Source organism: Mycobacterium gordonae (assembly GCF_017086405.1).
Lineage (GTDB): Bacteria > Actinomycetota > Actinomycetes > Mycobacteriales > Mycobacteriaceae > Mycobacterium > Mycobacterium gordonae_D.
On sequence record NZ_CP070973.1, the window covers coordinates 3,037,283 to 3,063,442 of the forward strand.

Consider the following 26,160-nt stretch of genomic DNA (forward strand, 5'->3'; position numbering starts at 1 on the left):
CAATGACAGGACTGCTCGAAGGCAAACGGATCCTGGTGTCCGGGATCATCACCGACTCATCGATCGCGTTTCACATCGCCAAGGTCGCTCAAGAGCAGGGCGCTTCGCTGGTGTTGACGGGATTCGATCGGCTGCGGCTGATTCAGCGAATCGTGGACCGGCTTCCGGAGAAGGCCCCGCTGATCGAACTCGACGTGCAGAACCAAGAGCACCTCGACAGTCTGGCCGGCCGGGTGCAGGAGGTCATCGGCGAGGGCAACAAGCTCGACGGCGTCGTGCACTCGATCGGATTCATGCCGCAGAGCGGGATGGGCATCAACCCCTTCTTCGACGCGCCCTACGAGGACGTCGCCAAGGGCATCCACATCTCGGCGTATTCGTACGCCTCGCTGGCAAAAGCGTTGTTGCCCATCATGAATCCCGGTGGCGGCATCGTCGGCATGGACTTCGACCCCACCCGCGCGATGCCGGCCTATAACTGGATGACGGTCGCCAAGAGTGCGTTGGAATCGGTCAACCGCTTCGTCGCGCGGGAGGCCGGCAAGTTCGGTGTGCGCTCGAACCTCGTTGCGGCAGGACCGATCCGGACGTTGGCGATGGCCGCGATCGTCGGCGGCGCGCTGGGTGACGAGGCGGGTGCCCAGATTCAGCTGCTCGAAGAGGGTTGGGACCAGCGGGCGCCGATCGGCTGGAACATGAAGGATCCCACTCCGGTCGCCAAGACGGTGTGTGCGCTGCTGTCCGAATGGCTGCCGGCGACAACGGGTGACATCATCTACGCCGACGGCGGCGCCCACACCCAGTTGCTCTGATACGCAATGCAATTCGATGCGGTCCTGCTGCTGTCGTTCGGTGGGCCGGAAGGGCCCGACCAGGTCCGGCCGTTCCTGGAGAACGTCACCCGCGGCAGGAACGTGCCGCCGGAACGGCTGGATGACGTTGCCGAGCACTACCTGCATTTCGGCGGCGTCTCACCGATCAATGGCATCAATCGTGCGCTGATCGCCGAACTGCAGCGGCAACAGGGCCTGCCGGTGTATTTCGGCAACCGGAACTGGGCGCCCTTTGTCGAGGACACCGTTGCCACCATGCGCGACAACGGTATCCGTCGCGCCGCGACCTTCACCACGTCGGCGTGGAGTGGCTACTCCAGCTGTACCCAGTACGTCGAGGACATCGCCCGGGCGCGGGCGGCGGCCGGTGCCGGGGCGCCGGAGCTGGTGAAGCTGCGGACCTACTTCGACCACCCGCTCTTCATCGAGATGTTCGCCGACGCGGTCCGCGCCGCGGCCGCGACTGTGCCACACGACGCGCGCCTGGTGTTCACCGCGCACTCGATTCCCACGGCCGCCGATCAGCGTTGCGGGCCCAACCTCTACAGCCGCCAAGTCGCCTATGCGGCAGGGCTGGTTGCGTCAGCGGTCGGGTATTCCGAACACGATCTGGTTTGGCAGTCGCGCTCTGGACCACCGCAGGTGCCATGGCTGGAGCCGGATGTCGGCGATCATCTCACGGCGCTGGCCGATGCCGGCACGGAGGCCGTGATCGTTTGTCCGATTGGCTTTGTCGCCGACCACATCGAGGTGGTGTGGGATCTAGACCACGAGTTGCGTTTGCAGGCCAACGAACTGGGCATCGCGCTGGCTCGCGCCGGGACGCCCAATGCTGATCCGCGATTCGCCCGCCTGGCAATCGATTTGATCGACGAGCTGCGCGCCGGCCGGGAGCCGGTGCGGATCGCCGGCCCCAGCCCGGTGCCCGGCTGTCTGGGCAGTATCGACGGCGACCCGTGCCGTCCGCCGCACTGCGCAGCGGGCTAGTTGCTAGTCCGTCCAGGCGGAATGCAGGATGGCGTCGACCGCCGCCATGCGCGCCGACCGCACGACAGCGGTCAACGGCCGCAACGCATTGTTGGCGATCTGACCTTCTGACGACGATTGCGCGCCGATCAGTTCCGGGGCGGCGGTCATGCGGTCTGGTAGCCGGCTGAGCCCGGCGCTGACCGCGATGATCGCGTCGACATGCGCCGCGTTCTCCAGCACACGCAGCGCACGTGACGGCGCATGATCGGGAACCCGGTGTTGCCGTTGCGATTCCAGCAATTGCTCGACCAGGCCACGTGGGTTGTCGACACCACTGGACGATCCCAGACCCATCACGCCCAGTGCGTCGGCGGCTGAACGCACCGCGGAGCGCAGCTCGTATTCGGCGCCGCCGAGGTCGTGACAGTCGTAGGCCGGAGGCCCGGGGAGCGAGTACACCATCCATGTGAGCGCACACAATTCGGGCTCGCCTGCCCCGTCCTTGTCTTCGCAATCGCTGTAGGTGAAATCGGGGACAAGGCCGATCGCGGTGTGCGGGTCGGTCGGATGGCTGATGATCACGGCTTCACCGGCGGTCAGCGCGTCGGCCGCGAACTGCGTTCCTGCGAAAAGGCCGCGTACATCGCCGGGTACCGGCAGGACCACGTTGATGGTGCCGCGCAGCGACGCCGTCGAGCGGCCGACCGCCCCCCGCAATGTCTGCAGTAGGCAAACCGTACCGGCCTCGTTCACATCGGGCCAGGGCAGGCCGGTGTGGCCCGCGGCGACGGCATCATACGCGGCCACCGATTGCCTTGGCGCCCAGAGAGATAACGCGTCCAGGACGTCGTCGGGCGCGGCCTTGCCGGCGAGCCAGGCGTTGGCCCACATGGACAGCGAAACACTTGGGCACCACATGACCTCGCAGTGTAGTTGTTCACCGCCACTGAGGTGGATCACGCGTATTCTGTGCCCATGCCTGCCGCGCTGATCTGGCTGATCGCCGCACTGCTGCTCGCTGGTGCCGAAGCGCTCACCGGGGACATGTTCTTGCTGATGCTGGGCGGTGGCGCCCTGGCCGCGGCCGGCACCAGCTGGCTGACCGACTGGCCGGTGTGGGCCGACGGACTGGTGTTCCTGATCGTGTCGGTGCTGCTGCTGGCTGTGGTGCGGCCGGAGCTCAGGCGGCGGCTGACGTCGGCCAAGGCTCCGGCCATGGGCATCAAGGCCCTCGAGGGCAAGAAGGCGTTGGTGCTCGACCGGGTGGCCCGTGACGAGGGGCAGGTGAAGCTGGACGGGCAGGTGTGGACAGCGCGCCCGCTCAATGACACCGACGTGTACGAACCCGGACAGTCGGTGACCGTCGTGAAGATCGACGGCGCCACTGCGGTGGTCTTCCAAAGTTTGTAAGAGTTCGTTGGGCTTTCGAGAAAGGGAATCCCGGTGGAAGGTGCGGTAGCTGGTCTGGTGTTGCTGGCCGTTCTGGTGATCTTTGCGATCATCGTGGTGGCCAAGTCGGTCGCGTTGATCCCGCAGGCCGAGGCCGCGGTCATCGAGCGGCTGGGTAGGTACAGCCGCACGGTCAGCGGTCAGTTGACCCTGTTGGTGCCGTTCATCGACCGCGTCCGGGCGCGGGTGGACCTGCGTGAGCGGGTGGTTTCGTTCCCACCGCAGCCCGTCATCACCGAGGACAACCTCACCCTCAACATCGACACCGTCGTCTACTTCCAGGTGACTGTGCCGCAGGCGGCGGTGTACGAGATCAGCAACTACATCGTCGGCGTCGAGCAACTGACCACCACGACGCTGCGCAACGTGGTCGGCGGCATGACCCTCGAGCAGACCCTGACCTCCCGCGACCAGATCAACGCTCAGCTGCGCGGCGTGCTCGACGAGGCGACCGGTCGCTGGGGTCTGCGGGTCGCCCGGGTGGAGTTGCGCAGCATCGACCCGCCGCCGTCGATCCAGGCCTCGATGGAGAAGCAGATGAAGGCCGACCGTGAGAAGCGCGCGATGATCCTGACCGCCGAGGGCACCAGACAAGCGGCGATCATGCAGGCCGAAGGGCAGAAGGCCTCTCAGATCCTGGCTGCCGAGGGCGCCAAGCAGGCCGCTATCCTGTCCGCCGAAGCCGATCGGCAGTCGCGGGTGCTGCGTGCCCAGGGCGAGCGCGCCGCCGCCTACCTGCGGGCTCAAGGTGAGGCCAAGGCCATCGAGAAGACGTTCGCCGCCATCAAGGCCGGCCGGCCCACGCCCGAGATGCTGGCCTACCAATATCTGCAGACGTTGCCGGAGATGGCGCGCGGCGACGCCAACAAAGTCTGGGTCGTGCCCAGCGATTTCAATGCGGCGTTGCAGGGCTTCACCCGCCTGCTGGGCAAGCCCGGCGAGGACGGGGTGTTCCGGTTCGAGCCGTCTCCTGTTGACGAGCCACCCAGGCACGCCGCCGGCGCTGACGATGCCGATGTTGCCGACTGGTTCTCCACCGAGACCGATCCGACGGTCGCTCAGGCGGTTGCCAAGGCGGAGGCGATAGCCAACAAGCCGGTGGAGCGCCCACTGGGCGGGCCCCCGGAGTTGCGTCAATAGGATTGACGGATGAGCACTTTGACTTCACCCAAGACCTATGCGGCGCTCGCGACGTTCCACGCTGTGGACGCGGTAGCGTGCGCCGTGCAGGTGCCCCCGATCAAGAAGGTGTTGGACACCGTCGAAGTGCCCGAGAACGTCCGCCCGGTCCTGCCGGTGGTGAAGGCGGCCGCCGCGGTGGGGTTGGCGTCGGTCACCCGGTTCCCGGGGCTGGCCAGGCTGACCACGGCGATGCTCACCGTGTATTTCGTGCTGGCCGTGGGCGCCCATATCCGGGTCCGGGACAAGGTGGCCAATGCGCTTCCGGCGGTGTTCTTCCTGGCGCTGTTCGCGGCGATGACGGCGAAGGTACCACGGGACGCTTAGTTCAGCCGTACCTCGAGCGTCTCTTCGAGCACGCGCTTGAAGTTCTGCCATGCGCGCGGGTAGCGGGCACGGTAATCCGCCAACACCCGGTCGACCCCCCGCTGGCTGAGGATCCGTGCCCACCCGACGGGCGTCCGACGTGCTCGGGCACTCAGCGTCGGGGATCCTCCTCGTCTCGCGGGTGCCACGCGCTTCGCCGCTGGCCGCGAGGGTGCGCTGAGGTGCAGCGACACGCCGGTGGGTGCGGCATTTTGTGCACCCTCGCGGCTGGACGGGGACGGGAGAGGGCTACCGCGGCGCGGTCGGCGACGCGCTCGGCGCGGCCGAAGGAGGTGCCGGCACCTGTCCCGGTGCAGGCGGCTGCTGCCCACCCGGGCCACCCGGCCCCATCGGACCGGGAAACGGCGGCCGCATCCCGGGGCCGCGCGGCCCCATGGGCGGTGCCATGCCGAGCGGCCCCTTGGGTCCGGCCATCGGACCGCCCGGACCGCCCGGACCGCCGGGACCACCCGGTCCGCCGGGCGGCATGAAACCGTAGTGCGATGCGCCGGCCGGGCCGAACCCTGGGCCAGGGGCGGCGGGGAGGCCCGAAGCCGAAAGCCATGATCAGAAATGCGGCGCCCGCGGTGAAGAAAGCACCGAAGAGCCCGCCAACGAGGCCGGCGCCAAGCACCACTCGCGTGGAATGACGGCGTTTCTCCGCCACCACGGGTGTAACGGGTGTAACGGGTGTAACGGGTGCGACGGGCGACGCGGGCTCGGGCACGGCGGCTGACGAGTCAGTCGTCGTGGTGTGGTCGGCGGTCATGAGACTCCTCACGTCGTCGGATTGGTGGTAATCGCGACGGTAGAAGCCGAACTTGAAGTGGATCTGAAGAAATCAAGGCGGCCCGGGCGGCACGGGCAGCGAGGGCCGCTCGGGCAGCAGGCCGGGCGACGTCGACGTCGGCGCGATGGTGGACGGCGGCGGCGCCGGCGCCGAGGAGAGCTGCGGGTACGGCGGTGGGGGCAACTGGACGCGGACAGTGAAAACCAGGCCGGTCACCGCGAAGGCGGCCGCCGCGCCGAGAGCCACGCCGGCGAGCCCGGCGCCGACCAGCGCGCCGGTGGAATGCCGACGAGGTGGTGCTGGATTGTTGCTGACGTCGGAGTTCATACGGGGATTGTGCGCTGCCACCGTGAAATACCGCCGGAAATTCGCGGGCACGTCACGGTCGCGACTAAGAATGGGGGCATGACGACGGATCAGTTCAGTGTCGGCACGCCGCGCGTACTGGTGGTCGAGGACTCCGAAACCATCCGGGAAATGGTCAGCGAAGCATTGACCGATGCCGGGTATCACACCGACACCCGTTGCGATGGAACAGGATTGGAGCAAACACTGGCGGGTCTGCGGCCCGATCTGGTGGTGCTCGACATCATGCTGCCGGGACGGGACGGATTCGAACTCATCGACGTCGTCCGCGAGTACGGGGACGTCGGAATCGTGTTGATCACCGCCCGCGACGGGCTGCCGGACCGGTTGCGGGGCCTCGACGGCGGCGCCGACGACTACGTCGTCAAACCCTTCGAGCTCGCCGAGCTGGTGTCGCGGGTGGGCGCGGTGCTGCGGCGGCGAGGGCGACTGCCCACGGTGGTGCGGTTCGGCGATGTGATCCTCGACGCCGAGGCCGGCGTGGCGGCTCGCGACGGACACCCGCTGGACTTGACGGCCACCGAATTGCGGTTGCTGCAATTCCTGATCGAGCAGCGCGGCCGGATCGTCAGTGCCAATCAGATCCTCAACGCTGTCTGGGGTTACGACGCCTACGACGCGAACCTGGTGCAGGTGCACGTCAGTAGCCTGCGGCGCAAGCTCGAGACTTACGGGCCACGGATCGTGCAGACCGTCCGCGGCATCGGCTACCGCCTGCAGCCGCAGCGATCATGACCCAAAACCCCACCACCGCCACCCCGTCGCTGCAGCGGCGCGTAGTGCTGCTGGTGGTGGCCCTGCTGGCCGTCCTGCTGGCGGTGCTCGGCGTGACGATCGACGTCAGCCTGGGCCTGCAGGCGCGTCGCAGCCTGCACGACCGCCTGCTGGCCGCCACCTCGCGCGCCGACGCCCTGGTCGCCGCCAACACCCCACCTGATCTGCTGGCGGCCCAGCTCAACGGCGGTACCGTGCGGGCGCTGGTGGTCATGGCGGACGGCGCCACCTTCGGTGACCCCGGTATCAGCCCCGACATCAAAGCCGGCCCGGTGGTGCCGCCGCCCGGGCCTCCGCCTCCGTTCGGTCGCCGGCCAGGACCGTTGCCCGTACCGCCGACAGGACCACCCCCGCACCCGCCGCCCGGGCCGCCGCCTGACGGCACCGCCACGGTGGTGGTGCACCCATTGCCCGATGGCGCCCGGCTGATTCTGGTCGCCGATACCACGCAGACCACCCAGGTGACCCGACAGTTGCGGCAACTGATGATCGGTGCCGGATTGGTGACACTCGTGGTGGCCGCGCTGCTGCTGATTGCTGTCAGCAAGGCGGCCCTGCGGCCCTTGGGCCGGTTGACCACCCTGGCCGGGGACATCGCTACCGGCGACCGCGGCCGACGGCTGCTCCCATCTCGTACCGACACCGAATTAGGGCGGGCGGCAAGCGCTTTCGACGGAATGCTGGACGCTCTAGAAGACTCCGAGCAACGGGCCCGGCAGGCCGCCGAGGCCGCCCAGCGAGCCGAGGCCGCTACCCGGCAATTCCTGGTCGACGCCGCGCACGAGTTGCGCACCCCGATCGCGGGCATCCAAGCCGCCGCCGAACAGCTCACCGCCCACGAGAGCGGCTCGGAAGGCAGCGCGCAGTACCGGCGGGCCAGCCTGCTGCAGTCCGACGCCCGACGCGCGGGCCGGCTGGTGGCCGACATGCTCGATCTCAGCCGCATCGACGCCGGGCTGCCGCTGGACATCCACGACACCGACCTAGCCGGTGTCGCGGACAGTGAGGCGCAGCGGGCCGCGATGCTGGCGCCCCAACTGTCGATCGAGCGCACCGGCGCCGAGCAGCTGACCGTCCGGGCGGACCCAACGCGCGTCGCGCAGATTCTGTCGAACCTGCTGGACAACGCCCGACGGCACACCCCCTCCGGCGGCACCGTCACGATCGACGTGACCGCGGACCCGGGGGCGGCCCAGGTCACCGTGACCGACACCGGCCCGGGCATCCCTGACGACGAGTGCTACCGCGTCTTCGAGCGGTTGGTGCGGCTGGACGCCGGACGCGCCCGCGACCACGGCGGTGCCGGGCTGGGACTGCCGATCGCCCGCGCGCTGGCGCGAGCGCACGGTGGTGATTTGGTGTGCCTGGCTCACGACGGGGGTGCGCAGTTCCGGCTGAGTCTGCCCCTGCCCGGTTTGCCGTCGAAATGGCAGTGACGGCTGCGCATTCGGCCCACAGCGCAACCGTGGCGGCAACTTCGCCGGCAGAGGAAGGCGCCCAGTCAGCCGGTCACCACGGTCAGGCCCCACTGGTCGAGCCACGGCCGCACCAACTCCGCAACGGAAAACGTTGCGGGAAGCGAACATCCGGGATTCGGGTCGTTGGCTCGCCCGCCGCGGATGTGAATTCCCACCGCTGCCGCGCCGTCAGGCTGGATGAGGTACACGGGTCCGCCGGAGTCGCCGCACTGGCTGGTCGCCAAGAACACGACCTTGCTTTCGGTGACGTCGGTGACCTGCCCACATTCGACCCGCCCGGTCTTCATCCCGAATTTGCACAGCTGCTGGCCGACCTGCACGTCATCGGCAACGCGGGCGACCGGCATCGCCCCCGCGATCGAGGCACTGCGTGGAATGGCGTCGGAATCGAGGGTGATGAGCCCGATGTCGTGGGCCTCGCCGCGGGTGCCCTCGCTGACGGTCTGTGTAAAGGTCCCCACACTCTGATACGGGCCGCCGCCGTGATTCATGCTCACCCGGCTGGCCTCGCCGGGCTTGTTGCAGTGGCCGGCGGTGAGCACCCCGTTCTGGCCGGTGGTGGTGCGCACCAGAAATCCTGCGGTGCAGACCATGCCGCCGGTTCCGTCGGTGTAGGTGACGGCGACGGCGGTGCCCGGCCCGATCGTGGGTAACGCGGGCAAATCGACGAGGGGTTGCGCGACGGGCTTCCGGACTCCTGGAAGGAAGATGGCGACCACAAACGCTGCCGTGCTCAGCAGCGCGACAAGCGACAGGCGCCAGCTGTAGATGCGCGACTGCCCGCGCGCCAGCAACGGCCACGACGCTACGACGGCCGAGAGGAACGCTCCGGCCAGCAGCACGATCGTGCGCATGAACTGCGCCTGTGACATCAGAATCGACCCTACGCGGCGGGCGCAGCGCTCAGGGTGTTACCGCCGGTTCGTGCTCGGGCGCGGGCTGGGGCGCCGGCTCGGCGGTGTGCCGGTGGTGTTGCCGGTACTGGCGGATCTCGTAGCCCAGTCCGCACAATCCGAGCGCTCCGGTGCACACCGACACCAGGACCATCAACGGGTTGGCGTCCCCGGCGAACGCGTTGCCCAGGATCACCACGGCAGCGGTGCCGGGCAGCAGGCCGGCGACCGTGGACCACATGTACGGCACCACCCGCACGGCCGAGGCGCCGGCGGCGTAGTTGATCGCCGAAAACGGCACGAAAGGGATGAACCGCAGCGACAGGATGGCCAGCCACCCCCGCTCGCGCAATCGCTGATCGAGCCGCCCGATGGTGCGGCTGCGCACCAGGCGGTTCAACCGCCATCCCGTCGCGCGGACCAGCAGCGTCGCCAGAACGGCGCTGGCTGTGCTGGCGGTCACCGCGATGAGCACCCCGATTACCGGCCCGAACAGCAGACCGGCCGCCAGCGTGAACGCCGTGCGGGGGAACGGTAGCACCGTGACGACGGTGTGCACGAGCCAGAACACCAACGGAAACCACGGCCCCAACGAGCGGGCCCAGTCGCGCATCTCCAGCGCCGTGGGCAGCGGAACCAGCAGCGCCACCACCACCAGAACTGTGATTCCCACCACGGTTGTGATGATGCGCGGTACCGACGCCTGACGCGCCGCCGCGACCAGAGCGATGGCGATACCGCGCACCGTATCGGTGGTTCTGCTGATCGCGGTGGTCGTCACGGCTCCCTAGGGTACGGGGCCAAGATGAATATCCAGTTTCCCCGGGCTGGCCTTTCGCTGTGGCGCCGTTCTGCTCGGCGGCACCTCGATTCCTGGATTTCGGTGCCGATCAATTAGCCTGGTTAGCTAAGCGACAAGCCGGAAGTGAGCCGAAGCAAGACAGTCTGTTGCTGCGGATACAGGAGTAAATCGGTGTCCATTGACGTACCCGAACTCGCCGACCTAGAACAGGTTCGCGGGCGCTGGCGCAGTGCGGTTGCCGGTGTATTGGCGAAGAGCGCCCGGATCGATCCAGCCGAGCTGGGCGACCGGCCTGAGCATCGCCTCGACACCCCGACCTATGACGGCTTCGTCATCCGGCCGCTCTACACCGCTTTCGACGAGCTGCCAGAGCCGCCGCTACCAGGGCATTGGCCCTTCCTGCGCGGCGGCGACGCATCACGCGACGTCAAGTCCGGCTGGAAGGTCGTGGAGGCGTTTCCCTTGCCGGGCGCCCCGGTGGGCGAGGCGAACGCGGCGTTGCTGGCCGCGCTCGGCGAGGGGGTCAGCGGGCTGCTGTTGCGGGTGGGGGAGTCGGGCGTGGCGCCCAATCAGCTGGCGGCGCTGCTCGACGGCGTCTACCTGAGCATGGCTCCGGTCGTCCTCGATGCCGGCGTTGACTACGTAGCGGCCGCTGACGCCATATTCACCCTGCTAGACAAGGTCGAGGCCGATCAACTCGCGCTGGTGTCGGTCGACCTGGGCGGCGACCCTTTGACCGCGACGCTGAGTGAGCGCAGCGCCGCGACGCTCGACGACGTCGTCGCCGTGGCGCGGCGCGCCGCCGACCGGCAGGGTGTGCGGGCGATCACCGTCGACGGACCCGCCTTCCACAACCTGGGAGCCACCGCGGCCTGGGAGCTCGGCGCGACGATCGCCGCGGCCGTAGCCTACCTGCGGGTGCTGACCGAAGCGGGGTTGCCGGTGCCGCAGGCCCTGCGTCAGATCAGCTTCCGGCTCGCCGCCGACGACGACCAATTCATGACGGTGGCCAAGATGCGCGCCGTGCGTCAGTTGTGGGCGCGGGTTGCCGAGGTGGCCGGCGACCCCGACGGCGGCGCGACCGTCGTGCACGCCGAGACCTCGTTGCCGATGATGACCCAGCGCGACCCGTGGGTGAATATGCTGCGGTGCACGCTGGCGGCCTTCGGCGCCGGTGTGGGCGGCGCTGACACGGTGCTGGTCTACGCGTTCGACGTGTCCATCCCCGGCGGCTGGCCGGGCACGGGCACTAGCTTCGCGCGCCGGATCGCCCGCAACACTCAGCTGCTGCTCCTGGAGGAGTCGCACGTCGGACGGGTTCTCGACCCGGCCGGCGGGTCGTGGTTCGTGGAGGACCTCACCAAACAGCTGGCCGAGCGGGCCTGGCAGCACTTCCAGTCCATCGAATCGCGCGGCGGGTTCGTCGACGCCCGCGACTACCTGGTCGCGCAGATCGGTGAGCTGGCCGCGCGGCGTGCCGAGGACATCGCACACCGCCGCATCGCGATCACCGGCGTCAACGAATTCCCCAACCTCGGTGAAGCCCCGCTGCCGCAGGGTGATTCGCTGAGCAGGGCCGGCCACGTCCGGCGCTATGCGGCCGAGTTCGAGGCGCTGCGCGACCGCTCGGACGGCTATCTCGCCGAGCACGGCAAGCGACCGCAGGCGCTGCTGCTGCCGCTGGGCCCGTTGGCCGAGCACAACATTCGCACCACGTTTGCGGCAAACCTGTTGGCATCCGGTGGCATTGAGGCGATCAACCCCGGCACCGTCGACGCGGCGGGCGTCGCGCAGGCCGCCATGGCAGCGGGGTCACCCAAGGCGGCGGTCATCTGCGGCACCGACAAGCGCTACCCCGGTGAGGTGTCCGGCGTGGTGCGGGCCGCCCGCGACGCCGGCATCGCGCGGGTGTACCTCGCCGGCCCGGAGCAGGCGGTGGCCGGAGTCGAGCACCGGCCCGACGAATTCTTGACCATGAAAATCAATGCAGTCGAAGCGCTTTCGAATCTGCTCACCAGGTTGGGGGCTTAACGGTGACGTTCCACGATGTCGCCGGTGAAGCGGCTCCGGTCACAGTTCCCTCGTCAATTGGAAGCTTTGCCGACGTTCCGCTGCGCAGTGATCGGAGCGCGCCGAAACCGACGGCCGCGGCCGTCGAAGAGCATGTCGCCGCCGCGGCCAAGGCCCATTGGTACACCCCCGAGCAACTGCAGTGGCAGACACCAGAAGGCATCGACGTCAAGCCGGTGTACATCGCCGACGACCGGGCCGCGGCGGGCGACGAAGGTTACCCGCTCAACAGTTTCCCCGGAGAGGCGCCGTTCCTGCGCGGACCCTACCCGACGATGTACGTCAACCAGCCGTGGACCATCCGGCAGTACGCCGGATTCTCCACCGCCGCCGAGTCCAACGCCTTCTACCGCCGCAACCTGGCCGCGGGCCAGAAGGGTCTGTCGGTGGCCTTCGACCTCGCCACCCACCGTGGCTACGACTCCGCCCATCCGCGCGTGCAGGGTGACGTCGGAATGGCGGGTGTGGCAATCGATTCCATCCTCGACATGCGCCAGTTGTTCGACGGCATCGACCTGTCCGCGGTGTCGGTGTCGATGACCATGAACGGTGCTGTGCTGCCGATTCTGGCGCTGTACGTGGTGGCCGCCGAGGAGCAGGGGGTGCCGCCGGACAAGCTGGCCGGCACCATCCAGAACGACATCCTCAAAGAGTTCATGGTCCGCAACACCTACATCTACCCACCCAAGCCGTCGATGCGGATCATTTCCGACATCTTCGCCTACACCAGCGCCAAGATGCCGAAGTTCAACTCCATCTCGATCTCCGGCTACCACATCCAAGAGGCTGGCGCCACAGCCGATTTGGAGCTTGCCTACACCCTGGCCGACGGCGTCGAGTACATCAAGGCGGGCCTGGACGCCGGCCTGGACATCGACAAGTTCGCGCCGCGGCTGTCCTTCTTCTGGGGCATCGGGATGAACTTCTTCATGGAGGTCGCCAAGCTGCGCGCCGGCCGGCTACTGTGGAGCGAGCTGGTCGCCGAATTCGAGCCGAAGAGCGCCAAATCCCTTTCGCTGCGGACCCATTCGCAGACCTCGGGCTGGTCGTTAACCGCCCAGGATGTGTTCAACAACGTCGCCCGCACGTGCATCGAGGCGATGGCCGCGACCCAGGGGCACACCCAGTCGCTGCACACCAACGCGCTGGACGAGGCGCTGGCGCTGCCCACCGATTTCTCCGCCCGCATCGCGCGCAACACCCAGCTGGTGCTGCAGCAGGAGTCGGGCACCACCCGACCCATCGACCCTTGGGCCGGTTCGTATTACGTGGAGTGGCTGACTCACCAGCTGGCGCAGAAGGCGCGCGCCCACATCGAGGAGGTGGCCGAGCACGGCGGCATGGCCCAGGCGATCAGCGAAGGTATCCCGAAGCTGCGCATCGAGGAGGCGGCCGCGCGGACCCAGGCCCGCATCGACTCCGGTCAGCAGCCGGTGATCGGGGTGAACAAGTATCAGGTGGTCGAGGACCAAGAGATCGAGGTGCTCAAGGTCGAAAACAGCCGGGTTCGCGCGGAGCAGTTGGCCAAACTCGAAGAGCTGCGGGCGAATCGCGACGCTGGTGCCGTCGAGGCCGCCCTGGCCGAGTTGAGTCGCGCGGCCGCGGCCAGCGGCCCGGCCGGCGAAGACGGGCTGGGTAACAACCTGATGGCGCTGGCGATCAATGCGGCCCGGGCCAAGGCGACGGTGGGGGAGATCTCCGACGCGCTGGAGAAGGTCTACGGACGTCACCAGGCTGAGATCCGCACCATCGCCGGGGTCTACCGTGACGAGGTGGGAACAGCCCCCAATATCGCCAAAGCCACCGAACTCGTCGAGACATTCGCCGAGGCTGACGGCCGCAGGCCCCGGATCCTGATCGCCAAGATGGGCCAGGACGGGCACGACCGGGGCCAGAAGGTGATCGCGACGGCGTTCGCCGACATCGGGTTCGACGTCGACGTCGGGTCGTTGTTCTCCACCCCCGAAGAGGTCGCTCGGCAGGCGGCCGACAACGACGTGCACGTCGTCGGGGTCTCCTCGCTGGCCGCCGGCCACTTGACGTTGGTGCCGGCATTGCGCGACGCGTTGGCCGAGGTGGGGCGCCCGGACATCATGATCGTGGTCGGCGGTGTCATCCCGCCCGGCGATTTCGACGAGCTCTACCAGGCCGGTGCCGCCGCGATCTATCCGCCCGGAACGGTGATCGCCGACTCCGCGATCGGCCTGCTGCACAAACTGGCCGACCGGCTGGGATATGACCTGGACTAGTGTGCGCCATGCCACAGAGGTCACGCCAGACCCAGGAGTCACGCAGGACTCGTGGGTGCGAAGGTGACTTTGCGTCGAGACTGATGCCACGCACACCGTGCGCGGCGTGTCGTGTGCCTAGGTTCAGTGTCGACGCGACCGCGGGGTGGCCGCCTAGATGACATCCGTCGAGGAACTGGCCGACGCGATCCGCTCGGGCGACCGCGCGGCGCTGCCCCGGGCCATCACGATGCTCGAATCCACCCGCTCCGACCATCGCGAGCAGTCGCAGCAGTTGCTGCTGGCGATGCTTCCGGATGCCGGCAACGCGCACCGGGTGGGGATCACCGGCGTCCCCGGGGTGGGTAAGTCGACCACCATCGAGGCGCTGGGCATGCACCTGATCGACCGCGGCCACAAGGTCGCGGTGCTGGCCGTCGACCCGTCGTCTACGCGCACCGGCGGCTCGATTCTGGGCGACAAGACCCGCATGGCACGTCTGGCGACGCACCCCGACGCCTACATCCGGCCCTCTCCGACATCAGGGACGCTCGGCGGGGTAGCAAAGGCCACCCGGGAAACCGTTGTCCTGTTGGAGGCGGCGGGCTTTGACGTGATCTTGATCGAAACCGTCGGAGTCGGGCAGTCCGAGGTGGCGGTGGCCAACATGGTCGACACCTTCGTGCTGCTCACCCTGGCGCGCGCCGGGGATCAGTTGCAGGGCATCAAGAAAGGCGTCCTGGAGCTTGCCGACATCGTGGTGGTGAATAAGGCCGACGGTGAGCACCTCAAGGACGCACGGGTGGCTGCGCGCGAACTCTCCGGCGCGATGAGGTTGATCCATCCGCGCGAATCGCTCTGGCGTCCACCGGTTCTCACAATGAGCGCGGTCGAGGGCACGGGGTTGGCCGAGCTGTGGGAAACGATCGAGAAACACCGCGAAGTGCTTACCGAAGCCGGCCAGTTCCAGGCGCGCCGCCGCGAGCAGCAGGTCGACTGGACCTGGCAGATGGTGCGCGATGCGGTCCTGGACCGGGTGATGTCCAATCCAGGGGTGCGCAAGATTCGACCCGACGTGGAACGTCAGGTCCGCGACGGCGAGCTGACGCCGGCTCTAGCGGCCCAGCAAATACTTGAGATCGCGACGCCCTAACGGAAAGGTAACTTTGTCCCGGTTTGCCCCGTGGACTCTACGAAAGCAAAGTAAATTTAACGTTGTGACGGTAGACATCGGAGTCGATCGCCGCGCTGTTCCTTCTCACGATGCCCCAGACGCAGGGCATGGTGTGTTCGGTGCCGCGGACTCCCACTTTGGTTGCGTCGTTCGTGCTTTCTCCACCATGTTCCCTGGTCACCGCTTCGGCGGTGGGGCGCTGGCGGTCTATCTCGACGGGCAGCCCGTCGTCGACGTCTGGAAGGGTTGGGCCGACCGCGACGGCAAGGTGCCGTGGTCGGCCGACTCCGCGCCGATGGTGTTCTCGGCGACCAAAGGCATGGCCGCCACGGTGATTCACCGCTTGGCCGACCGCGGTCTCATCGATTACGACGCACCGGTCGCCGAGTACTGGCACGCCTTCGGCGCCAACGGCAAGGCGGACATGACGGTTCGCGAGGTGATGAAGCACACCGCCGGCCTGTCCGGCCTGCGCGGAGCCAAGCAGGAAGAGTTGCTGGACCACGTCCTGATGGAGGAACGGCTGGCCGCGGCGTCGCCCGGACGGCTGCTGGGCAAACCGGCTTATCACGCGCTGACGTTCGGCTGGCTGATGTCCGGGCTGGCCCGGGCAGTCACCGGGAAGGACATGCGCGTCCTGTTCCGGGAAGAGCTGGCCGAACCGCTGGGAACCGACGGCTTCCACCTGGGCCGCCCGCCCGCCGGATCGCCCACCCGGGCGGCTGAGATCATCATGCCGCAGGACATCGCGGCCAACCCGATCCTGACGTGCGTGGTGCAGCGGATAGCCAATCAGCTCTCCGGCGGGTACCGCTCGATGTATTTCCCGGGCGTGATTGCCGCGGTGCAAGGCAACATGGCGATGCTGGACGCCGAGATTCCCGCCGCCAACGGGGTCGTGACAGCCCGCGCGCTGGCGCGGATGTACGGTGCGATCGCCAACGGCGGAGAAGTCGACGGGACCCGTTTCCTGTCCCGGCAGTTGGTCGCCGGGCTGACGGGCGAGAAAGTCATCCAGCGCGACCGCAACCTCTTCGTGCCGATGGCCTTCCACCTCGGCTACCACAGTCTGCCGATCGGCAATGTGATGCCCGGCTTCGGTCACGTCGGATTGGGCGGCTCGGTGGGCTGGAACGACCCCCAGACCGGGGTGGCGTTCTCCATCGTGCACAACCGGTTGCTGACGCCGTTCGTTGCCACCGACCACGCCGCGTTCGTGGCGCTGTACAAGATGATCCGGGACGCCGCCGGCAAGGCGCGCAAGCGTGGATACCGACCGGTGCATGGGCTCGGGGCGCCCTACACGGAGCCGGGTCAGGTCGCGGGCTGAGCCGAGTGTTACGAATCTTCGAGGCGGAAGCCAACTTTCATGGTCACCTGGTAGTGCGCGACTTCGCCGTCCACCAGGTGACCACGAACGGATCCCACCTCGAACCAGTCAAGGTTGCGCATGGTCTGCTTGGCCCGGTTCAGGCCACTCTTGATGGCTGCGTCAACCCCATCGGGTGAGGTGCCGACAATTTCGATCACGCGGTAGGTGTGGTTGCTCACGGTGGCGACGATATACCCGCCTGTGGGCTGATCGAGGCTATCGAATGCGGCGATTTGCGCTGTGGTCACGATGAGCGGGTCGGCGTCGTCGTGCGCGGTCTGTTATCGGCCGTCGCCGTGGACGCGCTGCAGAGATGTTTCCGCCGAGTGGATCGGTCTCCACGTAACCCGCCTCCTGGTTGCATCTGCAGTTGTCGTCTGGTGCAAGGGCTCGGAGCCCCCTACACCGCGCCCGAGTCAGGTCGCGGGCTGAAGAGCCGGTCGGTGACCGGCGCGGGAACGGGTGAAGGTGCGGGTGGATCAGACGTGCGCGCCCGCCTACGAGCAGCCGTACGCCGACTCGTGCTGGGGCGGACGGCCGCGGTCCGTTGTCGCATAGATCACACAGCACCTGCGAATTCTCTGCTGAGTTCATTATTTCGCCGAGGCCAACCGGCGGACTGAGGCATGATGCCCTGGGGGCTTCGCATAACGGACCACAGATAGAGATATATGAAGCTCGCGCAGTCTTTCGATCCCCGAAGAAACGCCCTGAACGCGTTGCGGTTGGGGCTGGCACTCTCGGTCATCATCTGGCACTCCTATCCTCTGACGGCCCACTACATGCCATCGGCGGCGATTCAACAATTTGTGGGTTCGATCGGCGTCGACGGCTTCTTCGCCATATCAGGGTTCTTGATTACCTCGAGTTGGCTCCGACATCCGCGCCTGCGCGATTACTCCGTGGCGCGGGGTTTGCGAATACTGCCGGGTTTTTACGTGTGCATGATCGTGACCGCCTTCGTGATCGCTCCGATCGGAGTGGCGATGCAAGGGGGTTCGGCCACCAAGCTGCTGTTGTCCAGCGGCCCGATCGACTACGTCGTGCGAAATGCCGCGGTGCTGATGGCGCAATTCGATGTTGGTGGAACGCCCACTGGGGTGCCCTGGTCAGGAGCCTGGAACGGTTCGCTGTGGACACTCGGATATGAGCTGTTCTGCTACATCGGTGTCGCATGCTTCGGTGTAGCAGGACTGCTCGGACGTCGCTGGTTCCTTCCCGTCCTCACGGCGTTGGCGTGGTCGTTGCTACTGGCATCCATGCTGCTGGCCTGGCCGGCGGCGGCCATGGAACCGGCGCGCCTGGCTTTGATGTTTCTGGCCGGCGCGCTCATCCAGCAGTGGCAGCACGCAATTCCCGCCCGGTGGTCACTGGTTGCCGGCAGTCTGCTCATCGCCGTGGCTGCTGCGTGGCTGCCGGACTACCGGTTGGTCGCCGCCTTCCCCGTCGCATACGCCGTGATCGTCGCGGGCACGCTGATCCGCGACGAGCGATTCCGGCTCACCAACGACCTGTCCTACGGCGTGTACATCTACGCTTTCCCGCTCCAGCAATTGCTGGTCATCGGCGGACTGGGCACGCTGCATCCGATGGTGTTTGCCATCCTTGCCACGATGGTGACCCTGCCGACGGCCGCGCTGAGCTGGTTCCTCGTGGAAAAGCCGGCGATGTCGCTGAAATCGCGTCTGCTGCGCAGATGGTCGAAGAGGGCCGCCTCGGTCAGCTGAAGCCACCGTGAGCGGGCTGGACGGTACGCGTGTGAGATGCCGCGCCAACGACGAATCCTGTATGCGGGAAACACCTTTGATGGTCGTCTGGTACTGCGCGACGGCGCCGTCCGCCAGGCGGCCGCGAACGGATTGCACCTCGAACCAGTCGCGCGCATCGTCTGCTTGGCGCACGCCAGTCCGCTTTGCGGGGTCGCATCGGCCCCGTCGGGGAAAATTCCCACGATCTCGATCACACGGTAGGTGTGGTTGCTCAACGGCTCCACATCGCTTCGGTGGTATGAACTCTTATCGAGGTGATGACCGTGGTGGCCGAGGCGCGCCGCTCAGGTCCGCGCCGACGGACATCGGGGCACCAAGGCTTGTTGCGGTCCGTGGCCACCAAACGCACGATTGTGCGTGGGACGAGCGGAGAAGCGGGTAAAACCCTCTAGACCACCGATACGGAGCAGGTGCGCAGCGACTGGCTTGCGCCGGAGTTACTTGGATGACGGGGACAGAAATGCACAGGGACGTTGGGTTTCCGGCAGAAAATGTGGCCGAGGGCCGACGCGGGGATCCGCCGGCCGAGTGCGTGGACGAAGACATGGTTGTGTCGGCGTCGGCAGGCATCCCACCGACCGTCTCGACGGCGGGCTCGGGCACCAAAGCGCTCTTGACGGCGATCGCCTGCACCGTCTTAGGTTTCCGCCTCACCATCATCTCATCATTCGCTTCCGGCGTGCCGATCCTTGATCAGTGGGATGCGGAGGCATCGGGACTGTATTCGCGGTACTTGAAAGGTGTTCTGAATGTCACGGATCTTTTCGCTCCACATAACGAGCATCGCATCGTCTTTACTCGCCTGCTTGCCTTGGTCCATCTCGAACTGGCGGGGGAGTGGAACACGCGCCTGGAGATGATCATCGGCGCGATCGCGCTCGCCGTGCTGGTCACCTGGCTGGCGGCGTTGTTGCTGCCACTGGTTGCGCCGCGCCACCGGGTGCTGACGGCGTGTTTCATCGCGTTGCTGTTCGCGTTGCCCCTCGACTTCGAGAACACGCTGTGGGGATTTCAGTCTCAGGTCTACCTGTCGTTACTGTTTGGGCTCGCGACGCTGGTCGCGTTCGCGCAAGCGCGACCATTTTCGCCGCGTTGGTTCGGCGGATTGGCTGCTGCGACGCTTAGTTATTTCTCCTTCGCCCTAGGGTTAGCAGCGATCATTGCCGCCGTGATCGTGGTGGGCGTGCAGCTGATCACCCGCGCGAGGAGGCGTTGCGGCCGCGAACTCGCTGCCGTAGGAGTACTTGGATTGGTTGCGGTCGTCTTAGTCGTCTGGGGCGCTCAGGGTGCGCGACCCAAATCCAACTTGTGGACGTTCCTGGAAGGACTGGGGATGTTCACCGGTCTGATCCTCGCGGCAGCGGTGCCGCTTGTCCTGTTGTGTCGGCAGAAGATAAGGCAAGGTGCGAGCATCACCGACCCGGTGTGGTTGATTGCGGGCATTTTTGGTTGGGTCGTCATTCAGCTGGTGTTGCTCGCATACGGACGCGGGACCGTCATCGCGCCGCGCTATATGGACGTCGTGCTGCTCCCGTATCCGCTGGCGTTCGTGGCGGTGATCACGATTGCCGGTCGAGCGCATGCGGCGAGATCCAGGCAGCGGGCGTTGCCCGCTCCCTCGGCATGGGTGTTCGCCGTCGTGACAGTCATTGCAGTCGCGGGCTATCTGTCGGTGTTGGCGTCCAGCTACTGGGCCAAAGCGACAGATCAACAGGTCGCCGATGTCCGGGCCTACCTGGCGACCGGAGACGTCAACCGCCTTGCAGAGCGGGGTACCCCCAGCCATGGCGTAGCTCTCGTGTTTCCCGATCCTCAGCGGCAGGGTCGAGTCCTGCGGGATCCGGATATCCAGGCTATCCTGCCACCGGAACTGCGGCCCGCGGACGCTGACAACACCAACGCGCGAAACCGTATGTTACTCAAGGGAAGATTCGCCAATGCGACGGCGACCGCTGTGCACTCCATATCCGCGGTCGGTCCCGCGCTGCTGGCGTTGGGAACGGGCGTGTTCTTCGCTCTCGGAACGGCGGATAACCCGCGCGGCCGGCGTGAGTCGAGCGGTTGAACTTTTCGTCCGCGACATTGCGCGATCAGTCGAGCTTCTCGAAGTCCTCAATTTGCTTCTGGGTCAACATCATTGGGTCGGCGCCGCCATGGGCGCGTCGTTCCCAGTCGATCGTCCAGCCCACGGCGTCGCGGAAGCCGAGTCGGTTCTGCCAGCCGAGTTCGGTCTGTGCCTTGGTGGCATCAAGGGCCAGCAGGTTCGCCTCGTGGGGGTGCTCGCCGGGTTGGCGTTCCCAGTGCGCGCCGCCGCCCCACAGTTCCGCGGCGTAGGTCGCTACTTGACCGACTTCGACGAAGCTGTCCCGGCCGGGCCCGATGTTCCACTGCCCCGAGCCCGAACCGTCCAACAGTGCGTCAGTGATCGTGAGGTAGCCGTTGAGGCAGTCGAGCACGTGCTGCCAGGGCCGCACGGCATGCGGGAACCGCAGCAGAGGCGCCTGGCCGGTCGCGTAGGCGCGCACCAGGTCCGGCATCAGCCGCTCGTGGCTGACGTCGCCGCCACCGATGACGTTGCCGCCGCGGGCGATCGCGGTGGGGCAGCCCGGGAAACTGCGGATCCACGACTGTGTCAGCAGATCGGCCATCGCCTTGGACGCGCTGTAGGGGTCGTCGCCACCGAGTGGATCGGTCTCGACATAACCCGCCTCCCGATCGACATTGCGGTACACCTTGTCGGTGGTGATCACGAGGTGCGCACGCACCGACGGGGTGGCCCCGACGGCCTCCAGCACGTTCATGGTGCCCATCGCGTTCGTCTCGTAGGTGAAACGAGGTTCCCGGTAGGACTCACGGACCAACGACTGGGCGGCCAGATGGATTACGACGTCTGGGGCGGCAGCCTGAATGGCCGACATCGTCGCTTCGGCGTCGCGGATGTCGACCCGGTAGTCGTTGACGAGGTGGCCGCCCAACGCGGCCCGATCGAAGAGGCTCCCGGAGGGAGGATCCAACGCGAGGCCCGACACCTGGTGCCCGCGGCCCAACAGGAGCAACGAGAGCCACGGGCCTTTGAAGCCGGTGTGCCCGGTAACGAGGTAATGCACGAGTTCTCCTGTGAGGGCTGCGCTGGTGATCAGCACATTAGACGGCAGCATCGCAACCTACCGCATGCGCTTCGGATCGAAACGCCACACCACGCATACCTGCGGTATGAGCCCGAAACGCCGCATCATCAGGGAAGAAATTTCGTAGGCTCGATCCAGCACATTCACCTTGACTGCCGGTGACCGTCTGATCGCGTCCGCTTGAGACGTGATCAGATGAATTGAGGGAGGGGCGATTCGCGTGGCGTATCAGCACAACAAGCGCATCTGCATTGTGGGCGGCGCGGGACACGTCGGATTGCCGTTGGCGCTGGTGTTGGCGGACGAGGGCTACACGGTCGACATCCTGGATACGAACGCCCTGGCACTGAAAACGATCATGGCCGGCAGGATGCCCTTTATCGAGAATGGCGCCGAGGAGTTGCTCAAACGGCTACTGCCGACCGGGCGTCTCTCAGCGAGCACCGATTCCTGGATCGTCCGCAACGCCGACATCGTCATCTGCGTCGTCGGTACGCCGGTCGACGAGTTCCTTACGCCGCAGGCCCACACCTTCTTTCGGATCATCAACGAGATCAGCCCGTACTTCCACGACGAGCAGACTCTGGTGCTGCGGAGCACCGTCTACCCGGGACTCACCCAGCGCGTGCACGACCTATTCCAGGAGCGCGGTATCGGCGTGCACGTCACGTTCTGCCCGGAGCGCATTGCACAGGGACACTCGATCCGCGAACTGCGCCTCATTCCCCAGATCATCAGCGGGTTCGACGACGAGGGTCTTCGGGTGGTCCGCGAGCTTTTCTCCGGAATCACCAGTGAGATCATCGAAGTAGGGCCGCAGGAAGCCGAACTGGCCAAGTTGTTCTGCAACAGCTACCGCTACATCCAGTTCGCCGTTGCCAACCAATTCTATCTGCTCAGCCGCGAGGCCGGGCTGGACTACAACCGTGTCCACCATGCCGCAACGTACAAGAACGGTCGGGTCGACAGCCTGCCTCGAGCCGGATTGGCCGCCGGCCCATGCCTGTTGAAAGACACGATGCAGCTCGCCGCGTTCAGCAACAACAACTTCATGCTGGGCCATTCGGCCATGCTGATCAACGAGGGTCAGCCGCAGTTCATCGTCAACATGCTCAAGCGCCGGGTCGATCTGCGGGACAAGACCGTTGGCATCCTGGGCATGACGTTCAAGGCAGACTGCGACGACACGCGCGACTCGCTGAGCTTCAAGCTGCGGCATCTGCTGATGCTGGAAGCCAAAGAGGTGATCCGCCACGACCCGTTCCTGGACGGACCGGACTACCTGCCGCTGGACACCCTGATCGATCGAGCCGACGTCATCGTCGTCGGAGTTCCACACTCGGAGTACCGGGGACTGCGGGTGCCCGAGGGAACGATCGTGGAGGACGTCTGGGGTTGCCTCGACCTCAGCGACGCTGACGACAATGCTTCGAATGGAGCCGAATTGGCGACTTTGGGGATGGGAGCTGCAGCCCGGTGAGGGTATTCGTGACGGGCAGTGCGGGTTTCATCAATGGTTACGTCGTCGACGAGTTGCTGCGGGCGGGTCACGAAGTCGTCGGCATCGACAACTACTCCAAATACGGTCCCGTCGCGAAAAGTTATGACAATCATCCGAATTACCAGTTCGTCGAAGGCGACGTCAAAGACGTCGACCTGATGTTCCGACTGGTGGAGGGTTGCGACCAGATGGTCGCCAGCGCGGCACGCATCGGCGGCATCACCTACTTCCACGAATACGCCTACGACCTGCTAGCCGAGAACGAACGCATCGCCGCCGCGCACTTCGATGCGGCAATCTACGCCTACCAGAAGGGCTGGCTGAAGAAGGTCAACGTGATCAGTTCGTCGATGGTGTTCGAGAACGCCACCGTCTTTCCAACCCCGGAGAAGCACATCACCGAATGCCCGCCACCCACCAGCACTTACGGATTTCAGAAGTTGGCGTGCGAGTATTTCGCGCACGGCGCCTACGAGCAGTACGGTCTGCCGTACACCATCATCCGTCCCTTCAACTGTGTGGGCACGGGCGAGCAGCGCGCTCTCGGGGGACGTGAAATTCCCAGCGGAAACGTCAAACTCGCGATGAGCCACGTCGTCCCGGATCTTATTCAGAAGGTGGCGAAGGGCCAGGACCCGTTGCACATACTCGGCGACGGCACCCAAGTCAGGCACTACACCTACGGCGGAGATCTGGCGCGGGGCATCCGCACCTGTATGGAGCACCCCGCCGCCCTCAACGGCGACTTCAACCTCTCCACCCCCGAGGCGACGACGGTAGTCGAACTGGCCGAGGTGATCTGGCGCAAGATGCGTCCTGACACACCCTTTCGTTACGAGAGTGATCCGCCGTTCGAGCACGACGTCCAGCTGCGCTCACCAGATGTGCAGAAGGCATCGGAAGTGTTGGGGTACTCCGCAACGACCACCCTCGATGCCATGCTCGATGAGGTCATCCCCTGGGTTGTGAAAGCCGTCGAAGCGGGAACGATCTGACGCGCCGTCAAGCGGACCCGGAGGACGACATGCGCGGCGCGGGGGAAACCGACCTACAGCAGTTGTACCGCAACCGATTCGGCCATGATCTCGAGGCACGTTCGGAGATCTGGAACGTGCTGGTCCGCGACTTCTTCCAGGCCTGGATCAGGCGCAGCGACACCGTCGTCGACCTGGGGTGCGGTTACGGTGAGTTTCTGAATCAGCTGAAAGCCGCGCGGCGAATCGGCGTCGACCTGAATCCGGACAGCGCACGGATGGTCGATCCGGACATCGAGTTCCATGAAGCCCGCGCAGACCAACTCGACTTCCTCGACGATGGGTCGGTTGACGTCGTCTTCAGCAGCAACATGCTCGAGCACCTGCCGAGCAAGACCGACGTCGAGCGCACCATCGCCGAAGTTCGGCGGATACTGCGGCCGGGTGGGCACTTCATTGCCCTGGGCCCCAACATCAGGTTTCTCGCCGGCGCCTACTGGGACTTCTGGGATCACTCGGTACCGATCAGCGATCGCTCTCTGACAGAACTGTTGCGGATCAACGACTTTGAGGTCATCGAGACTCACCAGCAGTTCCTGCCCTATTCGACGTATTCGCGGTTGCCCAAGGCGCCCATCCTGGTCCAGATGTATCTGCGGTCCAAGTGGGCCTGGCCGGTGTTCGGCAAGCAATTCGTGATTCGAGCCCGCAAGCCGCCCGAGCCGACCGCCAACGAGCGGCTGATCAGCGTCGTGATCCCGGTCTACAACGAGGGCGCGAACATCCAGGTCTGCGTCAGGCGGCTCGCGGAAACCCTGGCGGACACCCCGCACGAAATGCTGATCTGCTACGACTTCGACGAGGACACGACGCTGCCGGCGCTTGCCGCGATGCCCGACCGCCCTCCGACGGTCCGGCTGGTGCGCAACTCCCTGGGCAAGGGCGTGGCCAACGCGCTGATCGCGGGTTTCGCCGCAGCCCGTGGCGATGTCATCGTCAGCAGCATGGCCGATCTTTCCGATCCGCCGTCGGTGATTCCGTTGATGGCGGCCAAGATTCGCGACGAGGGTGCAGATGTCGTCAGCGGCTCGCGCTACATGCCCGGAGGTTCGCAGACGGGTGGGCCGCGGTTGAAGACGATGATGTCGCGCACGGCCGGTCTGAGTCTGCACTACGTCGGCAGGCTGCCGACCCACGATGCCACGACCAATTTCCGCGGGTACAGCCGTCGGTTCCTCAGCGAGGTCGCGGTGGAAAGCGTGCGTGGATTCGAGGTGGGTTTGGAACTCACCACCAAGGCGCATCTGCTGGGGTACCGAGTCGATGAGGTGCCCAGCAGCTGGGAGGACCGAACTGCTGGGGAGAGCAAGTTCGACCTGGTCGGATGGGTGCCGGCGTACTTGCGGTGGTACGGGCTTGCGATGCGGCGTCCCGCGCTGCGGTGGGTGGGCAGCGGGGCGGCCGGGCTGGGGGTGCTGAATGTCATGCAGCGGTACCGGCAGCGAAAGGCGCTTCCTCTTAGAGGATTCGGCTGAGGGAGGCTTCAGTCGATGCGTGCGAAGCGGATGCGTGACGAGATCTCATCGACGGACGTAGCAGCCGATGCGCCGACGAAGCGAAACGGCCTGCTCGCCGCAGTCGACTGTACCGACCGCGTCGCCGTTCTCGCCGCGCTGGCTCGGTGGCGTGGTTGCCGCGGTCTTCGGCCATTTCAGCTTGGCCACGGGTCTTGGCGACCGTGCCCGCCGTCCGATTGTTCGTGGCGCTGCAACTGGCAACGAACGCGAGGAAGCGGTCCGGCCGGCGAAGTCGCTGCACTTGTCGTCATGGCGTCGATCGCGGCAGCGATGGCGCTCTGCGGCGCCCGCAACACCGAAGCGAAGTCCACCCCATGGACTTTCGTTCTGGGACTCGGCATCTTCGCCGCTCTGACGGTCGCGGGAGCTATCCGAATTGTCGTGTACAGTCGGCACCTTCTGGCCGAGCGGCCCGATGTCTCCGATCACGCAGGGCTGCTTCTAAGAATTTCGGGTTGGGCCACCTTC

22 protein-coding genes and 1 pseudogene are annotated in these 26,160 nt (G+C 66.2%); 16 read left to right on the top strand and 7 right to left on the bottom strand.

The genetic code is table 11. The features are described 5' to 3' along the window. Window positions 1-2: 2 nt before the first annotated feature. Together inhA and JX552_RS13065 are read left to right on the top strand one after the other, a co-directional pair. Window positions 3-812, top strand: coding sequence for an NADH-dependent enoyl-ACP reductase InhA (inhA, locus tag JX552_RS13060; protein ID WP_205877793.1), 810 nt, complete (start codon window positions 3-5; stop codon window positions 810-812). Between the two features lie 6 nt (window positions 813-818). Beyond that, window positions 819-1,820: a ferrochelatase gene (locus JX552_RS13065; protein ID WP_205877794.1), complete on the top strand. Its 1,002-nt coding sequence runs from the start codon at window positions 819-821 to the stop codon at window positions 1,818-1,820. 3 nt (window positions 1,821-1,823) lie between these two features. On the opposite strand, the gene JX552_RS13070 is transcribed toward JX552_RS13065, so the two are convergent. Further along, window positions 1,824-2,720 carry a hypothetical protein gene (locus JX552_RS13070; RefSeq protein WP_205877795.1) on the bottom strand — a complete coding sequence of 299 codons (897 nt, stop codon included), beginning with the start codon at window positions 2,718-2,720 and terminating at the stop codon, window positions 1,824-1,826. Between the two features lie 57 nt (window positions 2,721-2,777). Between JX552_RS13070 and JX552_RS13075 the strand changes: the two genes are divergently transcribed. Genes JX552_RS13075 through JX552_RS13085 form a run of 3 tightly spaced genes read left to right on the top strand, consistent with a single transcriptional unit; the run spans window position 2,778 to window position 4,757 of the window. Beyond that, a complete protein-coding gene (locus JX552_RS13075) occupies window positions 2,778-3,212 on the top strand; it encodes an NfeD family protein (RefSeq protein WP_205877796.1) in 435 nt (144 codons plus the stop codon). A gap of 33 nt (window positions 3,213-3,245) precedes the next feature. Further along, window positions 3,246-4,391: an SPFH domain-containing protein gene (locus tag JX552_RS13080; protein WP_205877797.1), complete on the top strand. Its 1,146-nt coding sequence runs from the start codon at window positions 3,246-3,248 to the stop codon at window positions 4,389-4,391. 9 nt (window positions 4,392-4,400) lie between these two features. Then, a complete protein-coding gene (locus JX552_RS13085) occupies window positions 4,401-4,757 on the top strand; it encodes a DoxX family protein (protein WP_205877798.1) in 357 nt (118 codons plus the stop codon). Window positions 4,758-5,637: 880 nt separating this feature from the next. Here the strand turns inward: JX552_RS13085 and JX552_RS13090 are convergent. Then, window positions 5,638-5,913, bottom strand: coding sequence for a hypothetical protein (locus JX552_RS13090; RefSeq protein ID WP_205877799.1), 276 nt, complete (start codon window positions 5,911-5,913; stop codon window positions 5,638-5,640). 78 nt (window positions 5,914-5,991) lie between these two features. Here JX552_RS13090 and JX552_RS13095 point away from each other — a divergent pair, with 78 nt between their 5' ends. After that, on the top strand, window positions 5,992-6,687 hold the full coding sequence (locus tag JX552_RS13095; RefSeq protein ID WP_205877800.1) for a response regulator transcription factor: 696 nt from the start codon (window positions 5,992-5,994) through the stop codon (window positions 6,685-6,687). Continuing rightward, a complete protein-coding gene (locus tag JX552_RS13100; RefSeq protein WP_205877801.1) occupies window positions 6,684-8,162 on the top strand; it encodes a HAMP domain-containing sensor histidine kinase in 1,479 nt (492 codons plus the stop codon). The genes JX552_RS13095 and JX552_RS13100 overlap by 4 nt, the downstream gene beginning before the upstream one ends. A gap of 65 nt (window positions 8,163-8,227) precedes the next feature. On the opposite strand, the gene JX552_RS13105 is transcribed toward JX552_RS13100, so the two are convergent. Together JX552_RS13105 and JX552_RS13110 are read right to left on the bottom strand one after the other, a co-directional pair. Further along, the gene (locus tag JX552_RS13105) at window positions 8,228-9,076 is read right to left on the bottom strand and encodes a S1 family peptidase (RefSeq protein ID WP_205877802.1); all 849 of its coding nucleotides are present in this window, start codon (window positions 9,074-9,076) and stop codon (window positions 8,228-8,230) included. 31 nt (window positions 9,077-9,107) lie between these two features. Further along, entirely contained in the window at window positions 9,108-9,878 is a 771-nt protein-coding gene (locus JX552_RS13110) for a TVP38/TMEM64 family protein (protein WP_205877803.1), read from the bottom strand. A gap of 192 nt (window positions 9,879-10,070) precedes the next feature. Here JX552_RS13110 and mutA point away from each other — a divergent pair, with 192 nt between their 5' ends. From mutA to lipL, 4 genes are all read left to right on the top strand, one after another. Beyond that, the gene (mutA, locus tag JX552_RS13115) at window positions 10,071-11,930 is read left to right on the top strand and encodes a methylmalonyl-CoA mutase small subunit (RefSeq protein WP_205877804.1); all 1,860 of its coding nucleotides are present in this window, start codon (window positions 10,071-10,073) and stop codon (window positions 11,928-11,930) included. A gap of 56 nt (window positions 11,931-11,986) precedes the next feature. Continuing rightward, window positions 11,987-14,218 carry a methylmalonyl-CoA mutase gene (gene scpA, locus JX552_RS13120; protein ID WP_205878409.1) on the top strand — a complete coding sequence of 744 codons (2,232 nt, stop codon included), beginning with the start codon at window positions 11,987-11,989 and terminating at the stop codon, window positions 14,216-14,218. Window positions 14,219-14,375: 157 nt separating this feature from the next. Then, a complete protein-coding gene (gene meaB, locus JX552_RS13125) occupies window positions 14,376-15,350 on the top strand; it encodes a methylmalonyl Co-A mutase-associated GTPase MeaB (protein ID WP_205877805.1) in 975 nt (324 codons plus the stop codon). 64 nt (window positions 15,351-15,414) lie between these two features. Beyond that, entirely contained in the window at window positions 15,415-16,701 is a 1,287-nt protein-coding gene (gene lipL, locus JX552_RS13130) for an esterase/beta-lactamase LipL (RefSeq protein WP_205877806.1), read from the top strand. A gap of 8 nt (window positions 16,702-16,709) precedes the next feature. On the opposite strand, the gene JX552_RS13135 is transcribed toward lipL, so the two are convergent. Next, window positions 16,710-16,922, bottom strand: coding sequence for a dodecin (locus tag JX552_RS13135; RefSeq protein WP_205878410.1), 213 nt, complete (start codon window positions 16,920-16,922; stop codon window positions 16,710-16,712). A 492-nt stretch (window positions 16,923-17,414) separates the two neighbouring features. Between JX552_RS13135 and JX552_RS13140 the strand changes: the two genes are divergently transcribed. Next, window positions 17,415-18,470 carry an acyltransferase family protein gene (locus JX552_RS13140; protein WP_205877807.1) on the top strand — a complete coding sequence of 352 codons (1,056 nt, stop codon included), beginning with the start codon at window positions 17,415-17,417 and terminating at the stop codon, window positions 18,468-18,470. Between the two features lie 51 nt (window positions 18,471-18,521). Here the strand turns inward: JX552_RS13140 and JX552_RS32295 are convergent. Continuing rightward, window positions 18,522-18,727: pseudogene (locus JX552_RS32295) on the bottom strand (dodecin family protein); the annotation flags it as partial. A 230-nt stretch (window positions 18,728-18,957) separates the two neighbouring features. Between JX552_RS32295 and JX552_RS13145 the strand changes: the two are divergent. Next, on the top strand, window positions 18,958-20,577 hold the full coding sequence (locus JX552_RS13145) for a hypothetical protein (RefSeq protein WP_205877808.1): 1,620 nt from the start codon (window positions 18,958-18,960) through the stop codon (window positions 20,575-20,577). Window positions 20,578-20,602: 25 nt separating this feature from the next. On the opposite strand, the gene rfbG is transcribed toward JX552_RS13145, so the two are convergent. Next, complete coding sequence (gene rfbG, locus JX552_RS13150; RefSeq protein ID WP_241011023.1) at window positions 20,603-21,670, bottom strand: CDP-glucose 4,6-dehydratase; 1,068 nt, start codon at window positions 21,668-21,670, stop codon at window positions 20,603-20,605. Window positions 21,671-21,860: 190 nt separating this feature from the next. On the opposite strand from rfbG, the gene JX552_RS13155 reads away from it, so the two are divergent. The 3 genes from JX552_RS13155 to JX552_RS13165 are packed head-to-tail and all read left to right on the top strand — an operon-like array spanning window position 21,861 to window position 25,650. Next, window positions 21,861-23,120, top strand: a complete 1,260-nt coding sequence (locus tag JX552_RS13155) for a nucleotide sugar dehydrogenase (RefSeq protein WP_205877809.1) — start codon at window positions 21,861-21,863, stop codon at window positions 23,118-23,120. Further along, window positions 23,117-24,136 carry an NAD-dependent epimerase/dehydratase family protein gene (locus JX552_RS13160; RefSeq protein ID WP_205877810.1) on the top strand — a complete coding sequence of 340 codons (1,020 nt, stop codon included), beginning with the start codon at window positions 23,117-23,119 and terminating at the stop codon, window positions 24,134-24,136. Before JX552_RS13155 ends, JX552_RS13160 begins: the two co-directional genes overlap by 4 nt. Before the next feature lie 29 nt (window positions 24,137-24,165). Then, window positions 24,166-25,650, top strand: a complete 1,485-nt coding sequence (locus JX552_RS13165) for a glycosyltransferase (protein ID WP_205877811.1) — start codon at window positions 24,166-24,168, stop codon at window positions 25,648-25,650. The last annotated feature ends 510 nt before the right edge of the window (window positions 25,651-26,160 follow it).

What these genes read in the sequence shown, in the direction of transcription:
- JX552_RS13100 (WP_205877801.1), top strand. Translation starts at nt 6,684, where the DNA reads ATGACCCAAAACCCCACCACCGCCACCCCGTCGCTGCAGCGGCGCGTA.
- JX552_RS13065 (WP_205877794.1), top strand. Translation starts at nt 819, where the DNA reads ATGCAATTCGATGCGGTCCTGCTGCTGTCGTTCGGTGGGCCGGAAGGG.
- meaB (WP_205877805.1), top strand. Translation starts at nt 14,376, where the DNA reads ATGACATCCGTCGAGGAACTGGCCGACGCGATCCGCTCGGGCGACCGC.
- inhA (WP_205877793.1), top strand. Translation starts at nt 3, where the DNA reads ATGACAGGACTGCTCGAAGGCAAACGGATCCTGGTGTCCGGGATCATC.
- JX552_RS13085 (WP_205877798.1), top strand. Translation starts at nt 4,401, where the DNA reads ATGAGCACTTTGACTTCACCCAAGACCTATGCGGCGCTCGCGACGTTC.
- JX552_RS13140 (WP_205877807.1), top strand. Translation starts at nt 17,415, where the DNA reads ATGAAGCTCGCGCAGTCTTTCGATCCCCGAAGAAACGCCCTGAACGCG.
- JX552_RS13070 (WP_205877795.1), bottom strand. Translation starts at nt 2,720, where the DNA reads ATGTGGTGCCCAAGTGTTTCGCTGTCCATGTGGGCCAACGCCTGGCTC.
- JX552_RS13075 (WP_205877796.1), top strand. Translation starts at nt 2,778, where the DNA reads ATGCCTGCCGCGCTGATCTGGCTGATCGCCGCACTGCTGCTCGCTGGT.
- JX552_RS13145 (WP_205877808.1), top strand. Translation starts at nt 18,958, where the DNA reads ATGACGGGGACAGAAATGCACAGGGACGTTGGGTTTCCGGCAGAAAAT.
- JX552_RS13095 (WP_205877800.1), top strand. Translation starts at nt 5,992, where the DNA reads ATGACGACGGATCAGTTCAGTGTCGGCACGCCGCGCGTACTGGTGGTC.
- JX552_RS13105 (WP_205877802.1), bottom strand. Translation starts at nt 9,076, where the DNA reads ATGTCACAGGCGCAGTTCATGCGCACGATCGTGCTGCTGGCCGGAGCG.
- rfbG (WP_241011023.1), bottom strand. Translation starts at nt 21,670, where the DNA reads ATGCTGCCGTCTAATGTGCTGATCACCAGCGCAGCCCTCACAGGAGAA.
- JX552_RS13165 (WP_205877811.1), top strand. Translation starts at nt 24,166, where the DNA reads ATGCGCGGCGCGGGGGAAACCGACCTACAGCAGTTGTACCGCAACCGA.
- JX552_RS13090 (WP_205877799.1), bottom strand. Translation starts at nt 5,913, where the DNA reads ATGAACTCCGACGTCAGCAACAATCCAGCACCACCTCGTCGGCATTCC.